This window comes from Salinicola avicenniae (genome assembly GCF_023736115.1).
Classification (GTDB): domain Bacteria; phylum Pseudomonadota; class Gammaproteobacteria; order Pseudomonadales; family Halomonadaceae; genus Salinicola; species Salinicola avicenniae.
Map to the genome: position 1 here is coordinate 1 of NZ_JAKQZC010000008.1, position 17,280 is coordinate 17,280.

General features: G+C 61.7%; 12 protein-coding genes and 4 tRNA genes. All 16 read left to right on the forward strand.

Annotated features, from left to right (window positions below):
- Positions 1-209: 209 nt before the first annotated feature.
- Positions 210-1,190: a biotin--[acetyl-CoA-carboxylase] ligase gene (locus MC381_RS17595; RefSeq protein ID WP_251979074.1), complete on the forward strand. Its 981-nt coding sequence runs from the start codon at positions 210-212 to the stop codon at positions 1,188-1,190.
- Positions 1,191-1,377: 187 nt separating this feature from the next.
- Positions 1,378-1,461, forward strand: a tRNA-Tyr gene (locus MC381_RS17600).
- Between the two features lie 56 nt (positions 1,462-1,517).
- Positions 1,518-1,591: transfer RNA gene (locus MC381_RS17605), tRNA-Gly, on the forward strand.
- A gap of 17 nt (positions 1,592-1,608) precedes the next feature.
- Positions 1,609-1,683: transfer RNA gene (locus MC381_RS17610), tRNA-Thr, on the forward strand.
- Between the two features lie 154 nt (positions 1,684-1,837).
- Positions 1,838-1,913: transfer RNA gene (locus tag MC381_RS17615), tRNA-Trp, on the forward strand.
- 72 nt (positions 1,914-1,985) lie between these two features.
- Complete coding sequence (gene secE / locus MC381_RS17620) at positions 1,986-2,354, forward strand: preprotein translocase subunit SecE (protein WP_251979075.1); 369 nt, start codon at positions 1,986-1,988, stop codon at positions 2,352-2,354.
- 8 nt (positions 2,355-2,362) lie between these two features.
- Positions 2,363-2,896, forward strand: coding sequence for a transcription termination/antitermination protein NusG (nusG, locus tag MC381_RS17625; RefSeq protein WP_251979076.1), 534 nt, complete (start codon positions 2,363-2,365; stop codon positions 2,894-2,896).
- A 110-nt stretch (positions 2,897-3,006) separates the two neighbouring features.
- The gene (gene rplK / locus MC381_RS17630; protein WP_035470345.1) at positions 3,007-3,438 is read left to right on the forward strand and encodes a 50S ribosomal protein L11; all 432 of its coding nucleotides are present in this window, start codon (positions 3,007-3,009) and stop codon (positions 3,436-3,438) included.
- A 2-nt stretch (positions 3,439-3,440) separates the two neighbouring features.
- Positions 3,441-4,133: a 50S ribosomal protein L1 gene (rplA, locus tag MC381_RS17635; RefSeq protein ID WP_251979077.1), complete on the forward strand. Its 693-nt coding sequence runs from the start codon at positions 3,441-3,443 to the stop codon at positions 4,131-4,133.
- Between the two features lie 260 nt (positions 4,134-4,393).
- Positions 4,394-4,900 (forward strand): 50S ribosomal protein L10, encoded by a 507-nt coding sequence (gene rplJ / locus MC381_RS17640; RefSeq protein ID WP_251979078.1) that lies wholly within the window; start codon positions 4,394-4,396, stop codon positions 4,898-4,900.
- Between the two features lie 93 nt (positions 4,901-4,993).
- Complete coding sequence (gene rplL / locus MC381_RS17645) at positions 4,994-5,368, forward strand: 50S ribosomal protein L7/L12 (protein ID WP_251979079.1); 375 nt, start codon at positions 4,994-4,996, stop codon at positions 5,366-5,368.
- A gap of 263 nt (positions 5,369-5,631) precedes the next feature.
- Positions 5,632-9,708 carry a DNA-directed RNA polymerase subunit beta gene (rpoB, locus tag MC381_RS17650; protein ID WP_251979080.1) on the forward strand — a complete coding sequence of 1,359 codons (4,077 nt, stop codon included), beginning with the start codon at positions 5,632-5,634 and terminating at the stop codon, positions 9,706-9,708.
- A 90-nt stretch (positions 9,709-9,798) separates the two neighbouring features.
- Positions 9,799-14,022 (forward strand): DNA-directed RNA polymerase subunit beta', encoded by a 4,224-nt coding sequence (gene rpoC, locus MC381_RS17655; RefSeq protein ID WP_251979081.1) that lies wholly within the window; start codon positions 9,799-9,801, stop codon positions 14,020-14,022.
- Positions 14,023-14,171: 149 nt separating this feature from the next.
- Positions 14,172-14,546, forward strand: coding sequence for a 30S ribosomal protein S12 (gene rpsL / locus MC381_RS17660; RefSeq protein ID WP_251979082.1), 375 nt, complete (start codon positions 14,172-14,174; stop codon positions 14,544-14,546).
- A 120-nt stretch (positions 14,547-14,666) separates the two neighbouring features.
- The gene (gene rpsG / locus MC381_RS17665) at positions 14,667-15,137 is read left to right on the forward strand and encodes a 30S ribosomal protein S7 (RefSeq protein ID WP_251979083.1); all 471 of its coding nucleotides are present in this window, start codon (positions 14,667-14,669) and stop codon (positions 15,135-15,137) included.
- A gap of 18 nt (positions 15,138-15,155) precedes the next feature.
- Positions 15,156-17,279 carry an elongation factor G gene (gene fusA / locus MC381_RS17670; RefSeq protein ID WP_251979084.1) on the forward strand — a complete coding sequence of 708 codons (2,124 nt, stop codon included), beginning with the start codon at positions 15,156-15,158 and terminating at the stop codon, positions 17,277-17,279.
- Position 17,280: the final 1 nt, after the last annotated feature.

Consider the following 17,280-nt stretch of genomic DNA (forward strand, 5'->3'; position numbering starts at 1 on the left):
CGGGCGGGTAGCAGCGCGGGTAGCGAGGCCGGTGCGGCGGTCGCTACGAGCGACCCCGATCCCGTTAAGTTATCCCCAGCCGGTTCGATGTCAGGCGCGCTAATCCGCTTGTGGATAAGGCGGGTGGGGGGAAGGGCGGCGCGTTGGGCCGCCTCTCGGTGTCGACAGAATTTCGGTAGAATATGGCTTTTCTTCATGGGCGTGGCTTCATGAGTATCGGTGAACTGATTCGGCTACTGAGCGATGGCCATTATCACTCTGGCCAGCAGTTGGGTGAGCGCCTAGGGGTTTCGCGGACGGCCGTCTGGAAGCAGCTCAAGAAGCTCGAGGCGATGGACCTGGCGCTCGAGGCAGTTAAAGGGCGTGGCTATCGTCTGGCCGACCCAATCGAGTCCTTGGATGGGGCGGCGATCGTCTCGTCGCTGCCGGCGGCTCCGAGGCGCCATCTGTCGCGACTGTTTATCGAAGATCAGCTGGACTCGACCAGTACCTTTCTGCGTGAGCGTTTCCGTCAGGGGGCCGGGCACGCAGAGGTCTGCCTGGCGGAGAGTCAGACGGCTGGACGAGGGCGGCGTGGCAAGGCCTGGAGCACGAGCTGGGGACGTAGCCTGATTTTTTCCCTGGGGTGGCGTTTCGAGGGTGGCGTTGCGGCTCTGGAAGGGCTGAGTCTCGCGGTCGGTGTCGTCATGGCCGAGATGCTCGAAGCCTTCGGTGCCGAGGTGGCATTGAAATGGCCCAATGACCTGCTGCTGTCGGTCGACGGCGAGTGGCGCAAGCTTGCCGGCATTCTGCTCGAAGTGACCGGCGATGTGGAGGGGCCCTGTGAGGTAGTCATCGGTATCGGTCTCAACGTGGCGCTGAGTGAAGCCGGCAGGGCGGCGGCAGGGCAGCCGGCGGGGGCGCTCGCCGACGTGCTGCAGCCCGTTCCCTCGCGCAATCAGCTGGCAGCTCGCCTGATCGATGCGCTGCTTTCCCTGTTGCCGGCGTTCGAACGGGAGGGATTCGTCGCCTGGCAGGCAGCCTGGAATCAGCGCCATGCCTATCGCGACCGACGCATACGGGTGCATCAGGGGCGTCAGAGTTTCGCGGGCGAGGCGAAGGATGTCGATGCCAGTGGTAACCTGCAGGTGGCAACGGAGAGCGGTATTCAGGCGCTGGCTGGTGGCGAGATCTCCATTCGGCCCGAGTGAACGCACCCAGGCTTCGGGCGTCGTAGCCTGCTCGAGAAAAAGATGGCAAAGGGGCTTGCATTCCCAACCTGCCTTTGCAACAATGCGCCCCGCTTTGAGCGCAAGGCCATCGTTGTGAAAGCCTGTAAATGTAGTAAAAACAGGTGCTTGACATCGATATGCGGCAGTGTAGAATCTGTCGCCGCATGGAGGGGTTCCCGAGTGGCCAAAGGGAGCAGACTGTAAATCTGCCGCGAAAGCTTCGAAGGTTCGAATCCTTCCCCCTCCACCAGATTTGGTGGTAGCAGTATCCGGTCTGTCTTGGCAAGCCGGGATAAGAGCGGGTAGGCGGGTATAGTTCAATGGTAGAACCTCAGCCTTCCAAGCTGATGGTGCGGGTTCGATTCCCGCTACCCGCTCCAATTCGGTGTTCGAATAAGCTCATGTAGCTCAGGGGTAGAGCACACCCTTGGTAAGGGTGAGGTCGACGGTTCAAATCCGTCCATGAGCTCCATTGTTGGCATCGTCTTGCAGTTGTGTGAAAAAGGCGAGCGAAGGCTCGCTTTTTTGGTGGCAAGAGAAAAATCGCGTGGGTTTGCTTTTACCTACCAATCTCCGCTATCATAGCGCCCTCCAAATTTCCGGGTGCTTCTCGGATGTTTAGATACAGGCCAGTAGCTCAATTGGCAGAGCAGCGGTCTCCAAAACCGCAGGTTGGGGGTTCGATTCCCTCCTGGCCTGCCAGTCTTCCCCAGGCTGGTAGATATTTGATACCTTGTCATGTTCGGTTTTCGCGCCTTGAGTCGAGGAGTTTTCATGAAGCACAACGCCGAGGTGCAGGAATCCCGCCACGATACCCCCAAATGGGTGCTCGTGGTGTTGCTGCTTGCCGTTGCGGTCGGTGGTAATGCCTGGTTTGCCGATCAGGCGCTGCTCTACCGTGTGCTGGGTGTCGTCGTTCTCTGCGGTGCTGCCGCTGCCGTTGCTCTGACGACCGCCAAGGGGCAGGCATTGATGGATCTGGCCAAGGGTTCCAAGCGCGAGATTCAGCGCGTGGTCTGGCCGACTCGGCAGGAAACCGTACAGACAACCTTGATCGTCCTGGCTGCGGTGCTGATCGTCGGTCTGTTGCTGTGGCTTATCGATACCGCCCTCGGTTGGGCGATGTCCGGAATCATTGGCTAGGAGTTTTCATGTCCAAGCGTTGGTACGTCGTTCACGCCTATTCCGGATTCGAGAAGCAGGTGATGCGTTCGCTCAAGGAGCGCGTCAAGCTCTATGACGTCGAGGACCAGTTCGGCGAGATCCTGGTGCCGACCGAAGAAGTGGTCGAGATGCGCGACGGCAAGCGTCGTCGCAGCGAGCGCAAGTTCTATCCCGGCTATGTGCTGGTCGAGATGGACATGAACGAGCAGACCTGGCACCTGGTAAACGAGACCCCTCGCGTGATGGGGTTTATCGGCGGCACGCCCGAGAAGCCGGCGCCGATCACCCAGAAGGAAGCCGATGCCATTTTGCGTCGGGTTCAGGACGGCACCGACAAGCCGCGGCCGAAGACGCTCTTCGAGCCGGGCGAGACAGTTCGCGTCGTCGACGGCCCGTTTGCCGACTTCAATGGCGTGGTCGAAGAGGTCAATTACGAGAAAAGTCGCCTTCAGGTCAGCGTGTTGATCTTCGGGCGTTCGACGCCGGTCGAGCTCGAGTTCGTCCAGGTGGTCAAAGACTGAATGGCATTCCGCTGCGTCGCGCCTTGAGTGCGTCGCGGTGTTCGTGCCGGCCGCTGGCCGGTTGAATATCGGGGAGCCGAAAGGCGTTCGTACCCTCTCAGGAGTCTCACATGGCTAAGAAAGTCCAGGCCTACATCAAGCTGCAGGTCGCAGCTGGCAAGGCCAATCCGAGTCCCCCCGTCGGCCCCGCGCTGGGTCAGCACGGCGTCAACATCATGGAGTTCTGCAAGGCGTTCAACGCAGCGACTCAGGATGTCGAGCCGGGTCTGCCCACGCCGGTCGTGATCACGGTCTACAGCGATCGTAGCTTCACCTTCGTCACCAAGACGCCGCCCGCTGCCGTGCTGCTGAAGAAAGCCGCTGGCATCAAGTCCGGTTCTGGCGTGCCGAACAAGACCAAGGTCGGCACCGTGACCCGTGAGCAGCTCGAAGAGATCGCCAAGACCAAAGAGCCGGATCTGACGGCTGCCGATCTCGACGCCGCCGTTCGCACCATCGCTGGCAGCGCCCGCAGCATGGGCCTCAACGTGGAGGGCCTCTGATCATGGCTAAGCTTTCGAAACGCGCTCAGATGATTCGCGAGAAGGTCGAGCAGGGCAAGGTTTACTCCCTCGAGGAAGCCGTCTCTCTGTTGTCCGACCTGTCGACCGTCAAGTTCAAGGAATCCGTGGAAGTCGCCATCAACCTGGGCGTCGATCCGCGTAAATCCGACCAGGTCGTGCGCGGTGCCACCGTGCTGCCCAACGGTACCGGTAAGGACGTTCGCGTCGCCGTATTTGCCCAGGGCACTGCCGCCGAGGCGGCCAAGGAAGCCGGTGCCGATATCGTCGGCATGGACGATCTGGCTGACGAGGTCAAGAAAGGTAATCTGGACTTCGACGTCGTCATCGCCGCACCGGACGCCATGCGCGTCGTCGGGCAGCTGGGTCAGATCCTGGGGCCGCGTGGCCTGATGCCGAACCCGAAGGTCGGTACCGTGACGCCGGACGTGGCGACTGCCGTCAAGAATGCCAAGGCTGGTCAGGTGCGTTTCCGTACCGACAAGAACGGCATCATCCATGCCTCCATCGGTCAGGTCGACTTCTCCGCTGATGCGCTCAAGGGCAACCTCGAAGCGCTGGTCAACGACCTCAAGCGTCTGAAGCCGAGCACGTCCAAAGGCATCTATTTCAAGAAGCTGACCCTGTCCAGCACCATGGGTCCGGGTCTGACCGTCGATCACAGCACCTACGCGTGATCGATCGCCGAGCAACAACTTTGCGGTCCCCGTGCGCTGTTTCGACAGAGTGGGGCGGGGCACCGTCAAAGACCGCAGGTGCCGATGTCTGAGTCGGCTTAATCTGTCCGGACCGCGTGTCCGGACTACCTGCGCAGATGGTGTGGCTCGCCGCTTGCGGTGTGCAGCCATCATCCAAGACTTCCGCTGCGGTTCGAGCGGAAGAGATGGTAACCACCGGGTAGCGACTATGTCGCCCCGGGCACGAAGGAGTAACCACTGTGCCACTAGCTCTCGAAGGCAAAAAAGCGATTGTTGCCGAGGTCAGTGACGCGGCCAAGGACGCTCTTTCCGTCGTAGTTGCCGACTCTCGTGGTGTCACTGTCAGCGCAATGACCGATCTGCGCAAACAGGCTCGCGAGAATGGCGTGCAGTTGCGTGTTGTCCGCAACACACTGGCACGCCGCGCCCTGGAAGGCACTTCATGGGAGTGCCTGAACGAGACCTTCACTGGCCCGACTCTGCTGGCCTTCTCCTACGAGCACCCCGGCGCTGCCGCGCGGCTGTTCAAGGAGTTCGCCAAGGGCGAGAAGGAATTCGAAGTCAAGGCGCTGGCCTACGAAGGCGAGATGATCCCGGCCGCCGATATCGATCGTCTGGCAACGCTGCCGACTTACGAGGAAGCACTGGCCAAGCTGATGTCCGTCATGAAGGAAGCTTCTGCCGGCAAGCTGGCTCGTACCCTCGCGGCTCTGCGCGACAAGAAGCAGGAAGAAGAAGCAGCCTGACCGGCACTTCGTTCCCGCTTTACGTCGACCGTTGAATCAACGAGCACCCCGCCATCTTGGGCTGGGGCTCCGCAAAGTTTAGGAAATTGAAAAATGGCACTTTCTCAAGAAGATATCATCAACGCCGTTGCTGAAATGTCCGTCATGGAAGTGGCAGAGCTGGTTTCTGCCATGGAAGAGAAGTTCGGCGTTTCCGCCGCTGCTGCTGTCGTTGCTGGCCCGGGTGCCGGCGGTGAAGCGGCCGCAGCCGAAGAACAGACCGAGTTCGAACTGGTTCTGACTGGCGCCGGTGACAAGAAAGTCAACGTCATCAAGGTCGTCCGCGAAATCACCGGTCTGGGCCTGAAAGAAGCCAAGGGTGCCGTCGACGGCGCGCCGGCCACGCTGAAAGAAGGCATGTCCAAGGACGATGCTGAAGAAGCCAAGAAGAAGCTGGAAGAAGCTGGCGCGTCCGTGGAGCTCAAGTAACTCCGTGTTCACGGCTTCACGCGCTGCGTAAGCGCCACGGCTGGTGGCGGGCCTACCCGCTGCCGGCCTTTTTCTGTTTTTGCTAGCCTGGCGTCAGGGCTTCTGGTCCCGCGTTACCGGTCCCAGGGCTGTAGCCACTAGATGAATTCCGACGGCGAGCTCCCACTTTGGGACGCTTGCCGTCAGCGCCTAACGGGGATGCCCCCGTTGGGGAGCGCCGACCACGCACCGGTCACCCATGGTGAACAAGCTGGGGAATACAGATGGCTTACTCATACACTGAGAAAAAACGCATCCGCAAGGATTTCGGCAAACTGCCTCAAGTAATGGATGTGCCCTACCTGCTGGCCATCCAGCTTGATTCCTACTACGACTTCCTCCAGCAGGACCGGGCGCCCGAAGAGCGTCTCGAGACCGGTCTCCATGCGGCCTTCAGGTCCGTGTTCCCGATCGAGAGCTTTTCCGGCAACGCGGCGCTCGAGTACGTGAGTTACCGCTTCGGCACCCCGGCGTTCGACGTCAAGGAGTGCCAGCTGCGCGGCGTGACCTACTCGGCACCGCTGCGCGTCAAGGTGCGCCTGATCATCTACGACAAAGAGTCGTCGAACAAGGCCATCAAGGATATCAAGGAGCAGGAAGTCTACATGGGGGAAATCCCCCTGATGACCGAAAACGGGACGTTCGTTGTCAACGGTACCGAACGTGTCATCGTCTCCCAGCTCCACCGCTCGCCGGGCGTGTTCTTCGATCACGACAAGGGCAAGAGCCACTCCTCCGGGAAGCTGCTTTACTCCGCGCGCATCATTCCTTATCGCGGCTCCTGGCTGGACTTCGAGTTCGATCCGAAGGACAACGTCTTCGTGCGTATCGACCGTCGCCGCAAGCTGCCGGCGACCGTGCTGATGCGTGCGCTGGGCATGAGCGCCGAAGAGATTCTCGAGACCTTCTTCGAGACCAGTACCTTCCACATCGAGCGCGACGGGATCTACGTCGAGCTGGTGCCTTCGCGTCTGCGCGGGGAAACCGCGACCTTCGATATCAAGGACAATGACGGCAATGTCATCGTCGAAGAGGGGCGTCGCGTCACCCAGAAGCACATCCGTCAGTTGGAAGGTGCCGGCCTCGAGCGCCTCCAGGTACCGATGGACTACCTGTTCGGCAAGACGCTGTCCAAGGATCAGGTCGACGCCAACACTGGCGAACTGATCTGCGAGTGCAACAGCGAGATCACGCCGGAGCTGATGGAAAAGCTGGGGCAGGGCGGCGTCACGCAGCTGGAGACGCTCTACACCAACGACCTGGATGCCGGTTCGTTCATCTCCGACACGCTGAAGATCGACACCACCCGCTCGCAGCTCGAGTCGCTGGTCGAGATCTATCGCATGATGCGCCCCGGCGAGCCGCCCACGAAGGAAGCCGCCGAGACGCTGTTCCACAACCTGTTCTTCACCGAAGACCGTTACGACCTGTCCGGCGTCGGTCGCATGAAGTTCAACCGTCGTCTGCGTCGCGAATCCGACACCGGTTCGGGCGTGCTCGACAACCAGGATATCCTCGATGTCCTGAAAGAGCTGATCAACATCCGTAACGGCTTCGGTGAAGTCGACGATATCGATCACCTTGGCAACCGTCGTATCCGCTGCGTCGGCGAGATGGCGGAGAACCAGTTCCGCGTCGGTCTGGTGCGCGTCGAGCGTGCGGTCAAGGAACGCCTCTCCATGGCGGAGAGCGAAGGCCTGATGCCGCAGGATCTGATCAATGCCAAGCCGGTGGCAGCCGCGGTCAAGGAGTTCTTCGGCTCCTCGCAGCTATCCCAGTTCATGGACCAGAACAACCCGCTCTCCGAGGTGACCCACAAGCGTCGTGTCTCCGCACTCGGCCCGGGTGGTCTAACTCGCGAGCGCGCCGGTTTCGAAGTGCGTGACGTTCACGCCACGCACTACGGCCGTCTGTGCCCGATCGAGACGCCGGAAGGTCCGAACATCGGCCTGATCAACTCGCTTGCGACCTACTCCAAGACCAACAGCTACGGCTTCCTTGAGACGCCGTACCGCAAGGTCGTGGACAGTCAGGTGACCGACGAGGTTGTCCATCTCTCCGCGATCGAAGAGGGCGATTTCATCATCGCTCAGGCTTCGGCTACCGTGGATGAAGGTAACAAGCTGGTCGACGATCTGGTCCAGGTACGTCACAAGGGCGAGACCACCTTCATGGCACCGGACAAGGTGACCCTGATGGACGTCTCTCCGCGTCAGGTGGTCTCCGTGGCCGCGGCGCTGATCCCGTTCCTCGAGCACGATGACGCCAACCGCGCCCTGATGGGGGCGAACATGCAGCGTCAGGCCGTGCCGACCCTGCGTGCCGACAAGCCGCTCGTCGGTACCGGCATGGAGCGCTTCGTGGCGCGTGACTCCGGCGTCTGCGCCGTGGCCCGTCGTGGCGGTGTGATCGATTCGGTCGACGCCAAGCGCATCGTCGTTCGTATCAACGAAGACGAGATCATCGGCGGTGAAGCCGGTGTCGATATCTACAATCTGACCAAGTACGTCCGTTCCAACCAGAACACGTGCCAGAACCAGCGTCCGATCGTCCGCCCCGGCGACAGCGTCGCGCGTGGCGACATCTTGGCCGACGGTCCGTCCGTCGACATGGGTGACCTGGCCCTGGGGCAGAACATGCGTCTCGCGTTCATGCCTTGGAACGGTTACAACTTCGAGGACTCCATCCTCGTCTCCGAGCGTGTGGTCGAAGACGATCGCTTCACCACGATCCACATCCAGGAACTGACCTGTGTCTCCCGCGATACCAAGCTGGGCGCGGAAGAGATCACCTCCGATATCCCGAATGTCGGCGAGTCGGCGCTGGGCAAGCTGGACGAGGCGGGTGTCGTCTACATCGGTGCCGAAGTCGGCGCCGGCGATATCCTGGTCGGCAAGGTCACGCCCAAGGGCGAGACGCAGCTGACGCCGGAAGAGAAGCTGCTGCGTGCGATCTTCGGCGAGAAGGCCAGCGATGTGAAGGACACCTCGCTGCGGGCGCCGACCGGCATGCGCGGTACCGTCATCGACGTACAGGTGTTCACCCGCGACGGCGTCGAGAAGGACTCGCGCGCGCTCTCGATCGAGCAGCAGCAGCTCGACGAAGTGCGTCGTGACCTGCAGGAGACCTACCGCATCGCCGAAGACGCGACGTTCGAGCGTCTTCAGCGCACGCTGGACGGCCAGGCGGTCAACGGCGGTCCGAAGCTCAAGAAGGGCGACGTGCTGAGCGAGGAGTACCTCGAGGAACTGCCGCGTCAGCAGTGGTTCAAGCTGCGCATGCAGGACGAGGCGCTCAACGAGCTGCTGGCCCAGGCCGACGAGCAGCTCGAAAATCGCCGCAAGGAGATGGACGAGCGCTTCGAAGACAAGAAGCGCAAGCTCACCCAGGGCGATGACCTCGCGCCGGGCGTGCTCAAGATCGTCAAGGTCTACCTGGCGGTCAAGCGTCGCATCCAGCCGGGCGACAAGATGGCCGGCCGTCACGGTAACAAGGGTGTCATCTCCGCGATCATGCCGATCGAGGACATGCCGTTCGACGACAACGGCCAGCCGGTCGACGTCGTGCTCAACCCGCTGGGGGTACCGTCACGCATGAACGTCGGTCAGATTCTCGAGACTCACCTGGGCATGGCGGCTCACGGTCTCGGCGTCAAGATCGACCGCATGCTGCGCGATGCCCGCGAACAGCAGCTGGGCGAGATCCGCGAGTTCCTGAAGCAGGTCTACAACACGCAGGAGACGCGTCAGGAGGATATCGACTCCCTCACTGACGACGAGATCCTGACGCTGGCCAAGAACCTGCGCGGCGGCGTGCCGATCGCGACACCGGTCTTCGACGGCGCCAAGGAGCACGAGATCAAGCATCTGCTCAAGCTCGCCGACCTGCCGGATTCCGGCCAGATGACGCTCTACGACGGCCGTACCGGCGAGTCGTTCGATCGTCCGGTGACCGTGGGCTACATGTATATGCTCAAGCTCAACCATCTGGTCGACGACAAGATGCACGCACGCTCCACCGGCTCCTACTCGCTGGTTACCCAGCAGCCGCTGGGCGGCAAGGCGCAGTTCGGCGGACAGCGCTTCGGGGAGATGGAGGTGTGGGCACTCGAGGCGTACGGCGCCGCCTACACCCTGCAGGAGATGCTCACCGTCAAGTCGGATGACGTCGAAGGTCGTACCAAGATGTACAAGAGCATCGTGGATGGCGACCACACCATGCAGGCCGGTATGCCGGAATCCTTCAATGTGCTGGTGAAGGAGATCCGCTCGCTGGGTATCGACATCGAATTGGAAAGCTGAGACCGGCACAGTCGATCGAAAGCGACGGTTTGCGGGGCCCGCGAGTGATTCGCGGCCCCGCTCATGACAACTCCGCAACGGAGCGATCCCATGAAAGATTTGGTGAAAGTCCTCAAGTCACAGGCGCAATCTGACGAGTTCGACGCGATCAAGATCACGCTCGCGTCGCCGGAAATGATTCGCTCCTGGTCATACGGCGAAGTTAAGAAGCCGGAGACCATCAACTACCGTACGTTCAAGCCAGAACGTGACGGGCTTTTCTGCGCCAAGATCTTCGGGCCGGTCAAGGATTACGAGTGCTTGTGCGGCAAGTACAAGCGCATGAAGCATCGCGGCATCATCTGCGAGAAGTGCGGCGTCGAGGTCACCAAGGCCGCCGTGCGCCGCGAGCGCATGGGCCACATCGAGCTGGCCTCGCCGGTCGCGCATATCTGGTTTCTGAAATCGCTGCCGTCGCGCATCGGCATGTTCCTGGACATGACCCTGCGTGACATCGAGCGCGTGCTCTACTTCGAGTCCTTCGTGGTCATCGATCCGGGCATGACCACGCTCGAGCGCGGTCAGCTGCTCAACGACGAGCAGTACTTCGAGGCGCTCGAAGAGTTCGGCGACGATTTCGATGCGCGCATGGGCGCCGAAGCCGTTCAGGCGCTGCTCAAGGATATCGATCTGGAAGAGGAGATCGATCGTCTGCGCGAGGAGATCCCGCAGACCAACTCCGAAACCAAGATCAAGAAGCTCTCCAAGCGTCTGAAGCTGCTGGAAGCCTTCTACAAGTCTGGCAACGCGCCGGCGTGGATGGTCATGGAAGTGCTGCCGGTGCTGCCGCCGGACCTGCGTCCGCTGGTCCCGCTGGACGGTGGTCGTTTCGCGACGTCGGATCTCAACGATCTGTATCGCCGTGTGATCAACCGCAACAACCGCCTGAAGCGTCTGCTTGATCTCAATGCGCCGGATATCATCGTGCGCAACGAGAAGCGCATGCTGCAGGAGTCGGTCGATGCGCTGCTCGACAACGGTCGTCGTGGTCGTGCCATCACCGGTTCCAACAAGCGTCCGCTGAAGTCGCTGGCCGACATGATCAAGGGCAAGCAGGGTCGCTTCCGTCAGAACCTGCTGGGCAAGCGTGTCGACTACTCCGGCCGTTCGGTCATCACCGTCGGTCCGACGCTGCGTCTGCACCAGTGCGGCCTGCCGAAGAAGATGGCGCTCGAGCTGTTCAAGCCGTTCATCTACTCCAAGCTGCAGGGCAGCGGCCAGGCGTCCACGATCAAGGCCGCCAAAAAGATGGTCGAGCGTGAGCTGCCGGAAGTGTGGGACATCCTCGCCGATGTCATCCGCGAACATCCGGTCCTGCTCAACCGTGCGCCGACCCTGCACCGTCTCGGCATCCAGGCGTTCGAGCCGCTGCTGATCGAAGGCAAGGCGATCCAGCTACACCCGCTGGTGTGTGCGGCCTACAACGCCGACTTCGACGGTGACCAGATGGCCGTCCACGTGCCGCTGACGCTGGAGTCCCAGCTCGAAGCGCGTGCGCTGATGATGTCGACGAACAACGTGCTGTCGCCGGCCAACGGCGAGCCGATCATCGTGCCGTCGCAGGACGTGGTGCTGGGTCTTTACTACATGACCCGCGAGCGCATCGGCGCCAAGGGCGAGGGCAAGGCGTTCGCCAACCTGAACGAGCTGGACCGCGCCTTCGCGACCCAGAACGTGTCGCTGCACGCGCGGGTCAAGGTCCGCCTGACCGAGCTGCTGTCCGAAGAGGATGACATCATCGGCGAGCTGGTCGAGCGTACCTCGATCAAGGAGACCACCGTCGGTCGCGCCCTGCTGTTCCGCATCCTGCCGAATGGCATGCCGTTCGAGCTGGTCGATCGCCCGATGAAGAAGAAGGCGATCTCCGGGCTGATCAACGAGGTCTATCGCCGTGCCGGCCTGAAGGATGCGGTCATCTTCGCCGACCAGCTGATGTATACCGGCTTCCGTCTGGCGACCTGGTCCGGGGCTTCCATCGGCGTCAACGACTTCGTCATCCCCGACGAGAAGAAGACGATCGTCGATGCGGCCGAGGAAGAGGTCAAAGAGATCGAGGACCAGTTCTCCTCCGGTCTGGTGACCGCGGGCGAGAAGTACAACAAGGTCATCGATATCTGGTCGAAGGCCAACGACAAGGTGGCCAAGGCGATGATGGCCGGTATCTCGAAAGAGACCGCCATCGATCGCGACGGCAACGAGGTCGAGCAGGACTCGTTCAACAGCGTCTTCATCATGGCCGACTCCGGGGCGCGTGGTAGCGCCGCGCAGATTCGCCAGCTCGCCGGCATGCGTGGCCTGATGGCCAAGCCGGACGGCTCGATCATCGAGACGCCGATCACGGCCAACTTCCGTGAAGGTCTGAACGTACTGCAGTACTTCATCTCGACGCACGGCGCGCGTAAGGGCCTGGCGGATACGGCACTGAAGACCGCCAACTCCGGTTACCTGACGCGTCGTCTGGTCGACGTGGCGCAGGACCTCGTCATCACCGAGGAAGACTGCGGTACCGAAGAAGGCCTGACGCTGCATCCGGTCATCGAAGGTGGCGACGTCATCGTCTCGCTGGCGCAGCGCGTGCTGGGTCGTGTCGTGGCGCAGGACGTGGTCGACCCGCAGACCGAAGAGGTGCTGATCGCCCGCGGTACGCTGCTCGACGAAGCCTGGTGCGAGCGGCTCGACACCATGGGTGTCGACGAGATCATCGTGCGCAGTCCGATCAGCTGTGAGACCGCTCACGGCGTCTGCTCCTCCTGCTACGGTCGCGATCTGGCGCGCGGTCACCAGGCCAATATCGGCGAAGCGGTCGGCGTCATCGCCGCACAGTCGATCGGTGAGCCGGGCACCCAGCTGACCATGCGTACGTTCCACATCGGCGGCGCGGCCTCGCGTGCCTCCGCGGTCGACAGCGTGCAGGTCAAGCATGGCGGTAGCGTCCGTCTGCACAATATCAAGTCGGTCGAGCGTGCCGATGGCAAGCTGATCGTGGTCTCCCGTTCCAGCGCCCTGGCCGTCGCCGACGACCACGGTCGCGAACGCGAGTATTACAAGCTGCCTTACGGCGCCGAGCTTTCCGTCAAGGAAGGCGACATCGTCGACGGTGGTCAGGTCGTCGCCAAGTGGGATCCGCATACCCACCCGGTCGTCGCCGAAGTGCAGGGTAAGGCGCAGTTCACGGACATGACCGAAGGTCTGACCATGACGCGCACCGTCGACGAGATGACGGGACTGTCGAACATCGAGGTGATCGAGGCCGCGGCGCGCCCGGCTTCCGGTCGCGACAAGCGCCCGATGATCATGCTGGTGGGCGAAGACGGTCAGCACGTGACGCTGCCGGGCTCCAATACGCCAGTGCAGTACCTACTGCCGGGTCGCGCCATCGTCTCGGTCGAGAACGGTGCCGAGATCGGTGTGGGTGAGGTCATCGCGCGTATTCCGCTTGAGGCGTCCGGCAACAAGGACATCACCGGTGGTCTGCCGCGCGTTGCCGACCTGTTCGAGGCGCGCAAGCCGAAGGAGCCGTCCATCCTCGCCGAGATCAGCGGTACGATCTCGTTCGGCAAGGAGACCAAGGGCAAGCGTCGTCTGACGATCACGCCGGAATCCGGCGATCCGCTCGAGATGCTGATCCCGAAGTGGCGCCAGATCGGGGTCTTCGAGGGCGAGACGGTCGAGAAGGGCGAGGTGATCTCCGACGGCCCGAGCAACCCGCACGATATCCTGCGGCTGCTGGGCGTGGCGGAGCTGGCCAAGTACATCACCGTCGAGATCCAGGACGTCTACCGCCTGCAGGGCGTCAGCATCAACGACAAGCACATCGAAGTCATCGTGCGTCAGATGCTGCGCAAGGTCGAGATCACCGACGCCGGCGATTCGACCTTCATTCCGGGCGATCAGGTCGAACTGGTGCGCGTGCTCGAAGAGAACGCGCGTCTCGAGAAGGAAGAGAAGTTCCCGGCCAAGTACGAACGTCTGCTGCTGGGTATCACCAAGGCATCGCTCGCCACCGAGTCGTTCATCTCCGCGGCCTCGTTCCAGGAGACGACTCGTGTGCTGACCGAAGCGGCGGTGACCGGCAAGCGCGACTATCTGCGCGGCCTGAAGGAAAACGTGGTGGTGGGACGTCTGATCCCGGCCGGTACTGGCCTTGCCCATCACGAAGAGCGGCGCCGCAAGCGCGAGGATTCGGAGCGCACGCTCGCCCCGTCGGCATTCGATGTCGAGCAGGAACTGGGCGCCCAGCTCACCGCGCTCGACGCCGATGACGACGACCTCTGAGTCGTGACCGTCGACGCCGCCCGCCCACCGTGGCGGGCGGCCTTGACGGGTCTCGCGACAACTGATTAGAATGCGCAGCCTTTATGTGTGGGGCGGTACAACCGTCGTGCGCGTAAGGCAAGGCAACCCATTGGAGTCAGCTAAAGACTATGGCAACGATCAACCAGCTCGTGCGCAAGCCGCGCAAGCGCCCCGTCGAGACTAGCGACGTGCCGGCGCTGCAGGCCTGCCCGCAACGTCGTGGGGTCTGCACCCGCGTCTACACCACTACGCCGAAGAAGCCGAACTCGGCTCTGCGTAAAGTGTGCCGCGTGCGTCTGACCAACGGCTACGAAGTCGCCTCTTACATCGGCGGTGAAGGCCACAACCTGCAGGAGCACTCCGTGGTCCTGATTCGTGGCGGCCGCGTCAAGGATTTGCCGGGTGTGCGTTATCACACCGTCCGCGGTGCCCTTGATACCTCCGGTGTCCAGAATCGTAAGCAGGGCCGTTCCAAGTACGGCACCAAGCGTCCCAAGGCTTAATGCCCGGACGCCTTATCAATCCACTGTCGGTCCGATAAGAGTAAGGTCGGCCAGCATCGCCCCCGTGGCGAGCACCTGTGCCGGGTTTACCTGAACGACCCTTAGCATCGAGGGCTTATCATGCCAAGAAGAAGAGTCGCCGCTAAACGCGAGATCCTTCCCGATCCGAAGTTCGGAAGTGAGCGTCTAGCCAAGTTTATGAACCATCTGATGATCAGCGGCAAGAAGTCCGTAGCTGAGCGCATCGTCTACGGTGCGTTGGACAGGGTTGCCGAGCGTAATAGCGAAGCGCCGCTGGACATCTTCGACAAGGCGCTGGAAGCCATCCAGCCGATGGTCGAGGTCAAATCCCGCCGTGTGGGTGGCGCGACTTACCAGGTTCCGGTTGAAGTCCGTCCGTCCCGCCGCCAAGCGCTGGCCATGCGCTGGCTGGTGGACGCCGCCCGTAACCGCGGTGAGAAGACCATGGTTCAACGTCTTGCTGGCGAAATGCTGGACGCCGCCGAAGGCAAGGGCGCTGCCGTGAAGAAGCGTGAAGATGTTCATCGCATGGCAGACGCCAACAAGGCCTTCTCGCACTACCGCTTCTAATCAACGGGGACTATCAACGTGGCACGCAAGACACCACTCAAGCGTTATCGCAATATCGGTATCGTTGCCCACGTCGACGCGGGCAAGACGACCACGACCGAGCGTGTCCTGTTCTATACCGGCCTGTCCCACAAGGTTGGCGAAGTCCACGAGGGCGCAGCCGTCATGGACTGGATGGAGCAGGAGCAGGAGCGTGGCATCACGATCACCTCCGCGGCGACGACCTGCTTCTGGCAGGGCATGAACAAGCAGTTCGATGAGCACCGCATCAATATCATCGACACCCCGGGACACGTTGACTTCACCATCGAAGTCGAGCGTTCCCTGCGTGTTCTCGATGGTGCGGTCGTCGTGCTGTGCGGCTCCTCCGGTGTACAGCCGCAGACCGAGACCGTCTGGCGTCAGGCCAACAAGTACGAAGTGCCGCGCATGGTGTTCGTCAACAAGATGGACCGTGCCGGTGCCGACTTCTTCATGGTTCTCGACCAGCTGAAGAATCGCCTGGGCGCCAACACCGTGCCGATCCAGATCAACTGGGGCGCGGAAGACGAGTTCAAGGGCGTCATCGATCTGATCCAGATGAAAGCCATCGTCTGGGACGAAGACAACTTCGGCATGAACTACGAGCTGGCCGATATCCCGGCCGACTTGCAGGAGACCGCCGAGACGTATCGCGAGCAGATGGTCGAGGCCGCCGCCGAAGCCAACGAAGAGCTGATGGACAAGTACCTCGAAGAGGGCGACCTGTCCGTCGAAGAGATCAAGGCGGGGCTGCGTGCGCGGACCCTGGCCAACGAGATCGTGCTCGTGACCTGTGGCTCCGCGTTCAAGAACAAGGGCGTTCAGGCCGTGCTCGACGGCGTCATCGAATACCTGCCGTCGCCGACCGAAGTCAAGGCGATCGAAGGTGAGCTCGACGACAAGGACGGCACGATCGCCACGCGTGAAGCGGACGACAGCGCGCCGTTCGCGGCGCTGGCGTTCAAGATCGCGACCGACCCGTTCGTGGGCACGTTGACGTTCATGCGCGTCTACTCCGGCGTGCTGAAGTCCGGCGACAGCATCTTCAACTCCGTCAAGTCGAAGAAGGAGCGCGTCGGTCGTATCGTCCAGATGCACTCCAACTCGCGCGAGGAGATCAAGGAAGTCTACGCCGGCGATATCGCCGCCTGTATCGGTCTGAAGGATGTGACCACCGGTGACACCCTGTGCGACCCGGATGCCAAGATCATCCTCGAGCGCATGGAGTTCCCGGAGCCGGTCATCTCGGTGGCCGTCGAGCCGAAATCCAAGGCCGACCAAGAGAAGATGGGCGTGGCGCTGGGCAAGCTGGCCCAGGAAGACCCCTCTTTCCGCGTGCAGACCGACGAAGAGACCGGTCAGACGATCATCTCCGGGATGGGTGAGCTGCACCTGGACATCATCGTTGACCGCATGCGTCGCGAGTTCAAGGTCGAAGCCAATATCGGTAAGCCGCAGGTCGCCTACCGCGAGACCATTCGTCAGTCGGTCGAGCAGGAAGGCAAGTTCGTGCGCCAGTCGGGCGGTCGTGGCCAGTATGGTCATGTCTGGCTGCGCATCGAGCCGCTGACCGAAGCGGACAAGGGCGAGGACGAAGAAGAAGTTCACTTCAAGTTCGCGTCCGAGATCGTCGGCGGTGTCGTACCGAAAGAGTACGTCCCGGCCGTCGAAAAAGGGGCCTATGAGCAGCTGAAGAACGGTGTCATCGCGGGTTACCCGATGATTGACGTCAAGGTCACGCTGTTCGACGGCTCCTACCACGACGTGGACTCTAACGAGACCGCGTTCAAGGTCGCCTCATCGATGGCGATCAAGGAAGGTGCTCGGAAGGCTAAGGCCGTGCTGCTCGAGCCGGTGATGAAGGTCGAGGTCGTGACCCCGGAAGATTTCATGGGTGACGTCATGGGTGACCTTAACCGCCGCCGTGGCCTTGTCCAGGGCATGGATGACTCCTCCACTGGCAAAGTCATTCGCGCCACGGTTCCGTTGGCTGAGATGTTCGGTTATGCGACCGATCTGCGTTCTCAGACCCAGGGACGCGCAAGCTACACCATGGAGTTTGCGAATTACGAAGAGGCGCCCTCCAGCGTCGTTGATGCCGTCATCAATCAGAACGGTTAAC

Coding starts and splice junctions, on each gene's coding strand:
- secE (WP_251979075.1), top strand. CDS start 1,986: ATGAAGCACAACGCCGAGGTGCAGGAATCCCGCCACGATACCCCCAAA.
- rpoB (WP_251979080.1), top strand. CDS start 5,632: ATGGCTTACTCATACACTGAGAAAAAACGCATCCGCAAGGATTTCGGC.
- rpsL (WP_251979082.1), top strand. CDS start 14,172: ATGGCAACGATCAACCAGCTCGTGCGCAAGCCGCGCAAGCGCCCCGTC.
- rplA (WP_251979077.1), top strand. CDS start 3,441: ATGGCTAAGCTTTCGAAACGCGCTCAGATGATTCGCGAGAAGGTCGAG.
- nusG (WP_251979076.1), top strand. CDS start 2,363: ATGTCCAAGCGTTGGTACGTCGTTCACGCCTATTCCGGATTCGAGAAG.
- MC381_RS17595 (WP_251979074.1), top strand. CDS start 210: ATGAGTATCGGTGAACTGATTCGGCTACTGAGCGATGGCCATTATCAC.
- rpoC (WP_251979081.1), top strand. CDS start 9,799: ATGAAAGATTTGGTGAAAGTCCTCAAGTCACAGGCGCAATCTGACGAG.
- rplK (WP_035470345.1), top strand. CDS start 3,007: ATGGCTAAGAAAGTCCAGGCCTACATCAAGCTGCAGGTCGCAGCTGGC.
- rplL (WP_251979079.1), top strand. CDS start 4,994: ATGGCACTTTCTCAAGAAGATATCATCAACGCCGTTGCTGAAATGTCC.
- rpsG (WP_251979083.1), top strand. CDS start 14,667: ATGCCAAGAAGAAGAGTCGCCGCTAAACGCGAGATCCTTCCCGATCCG.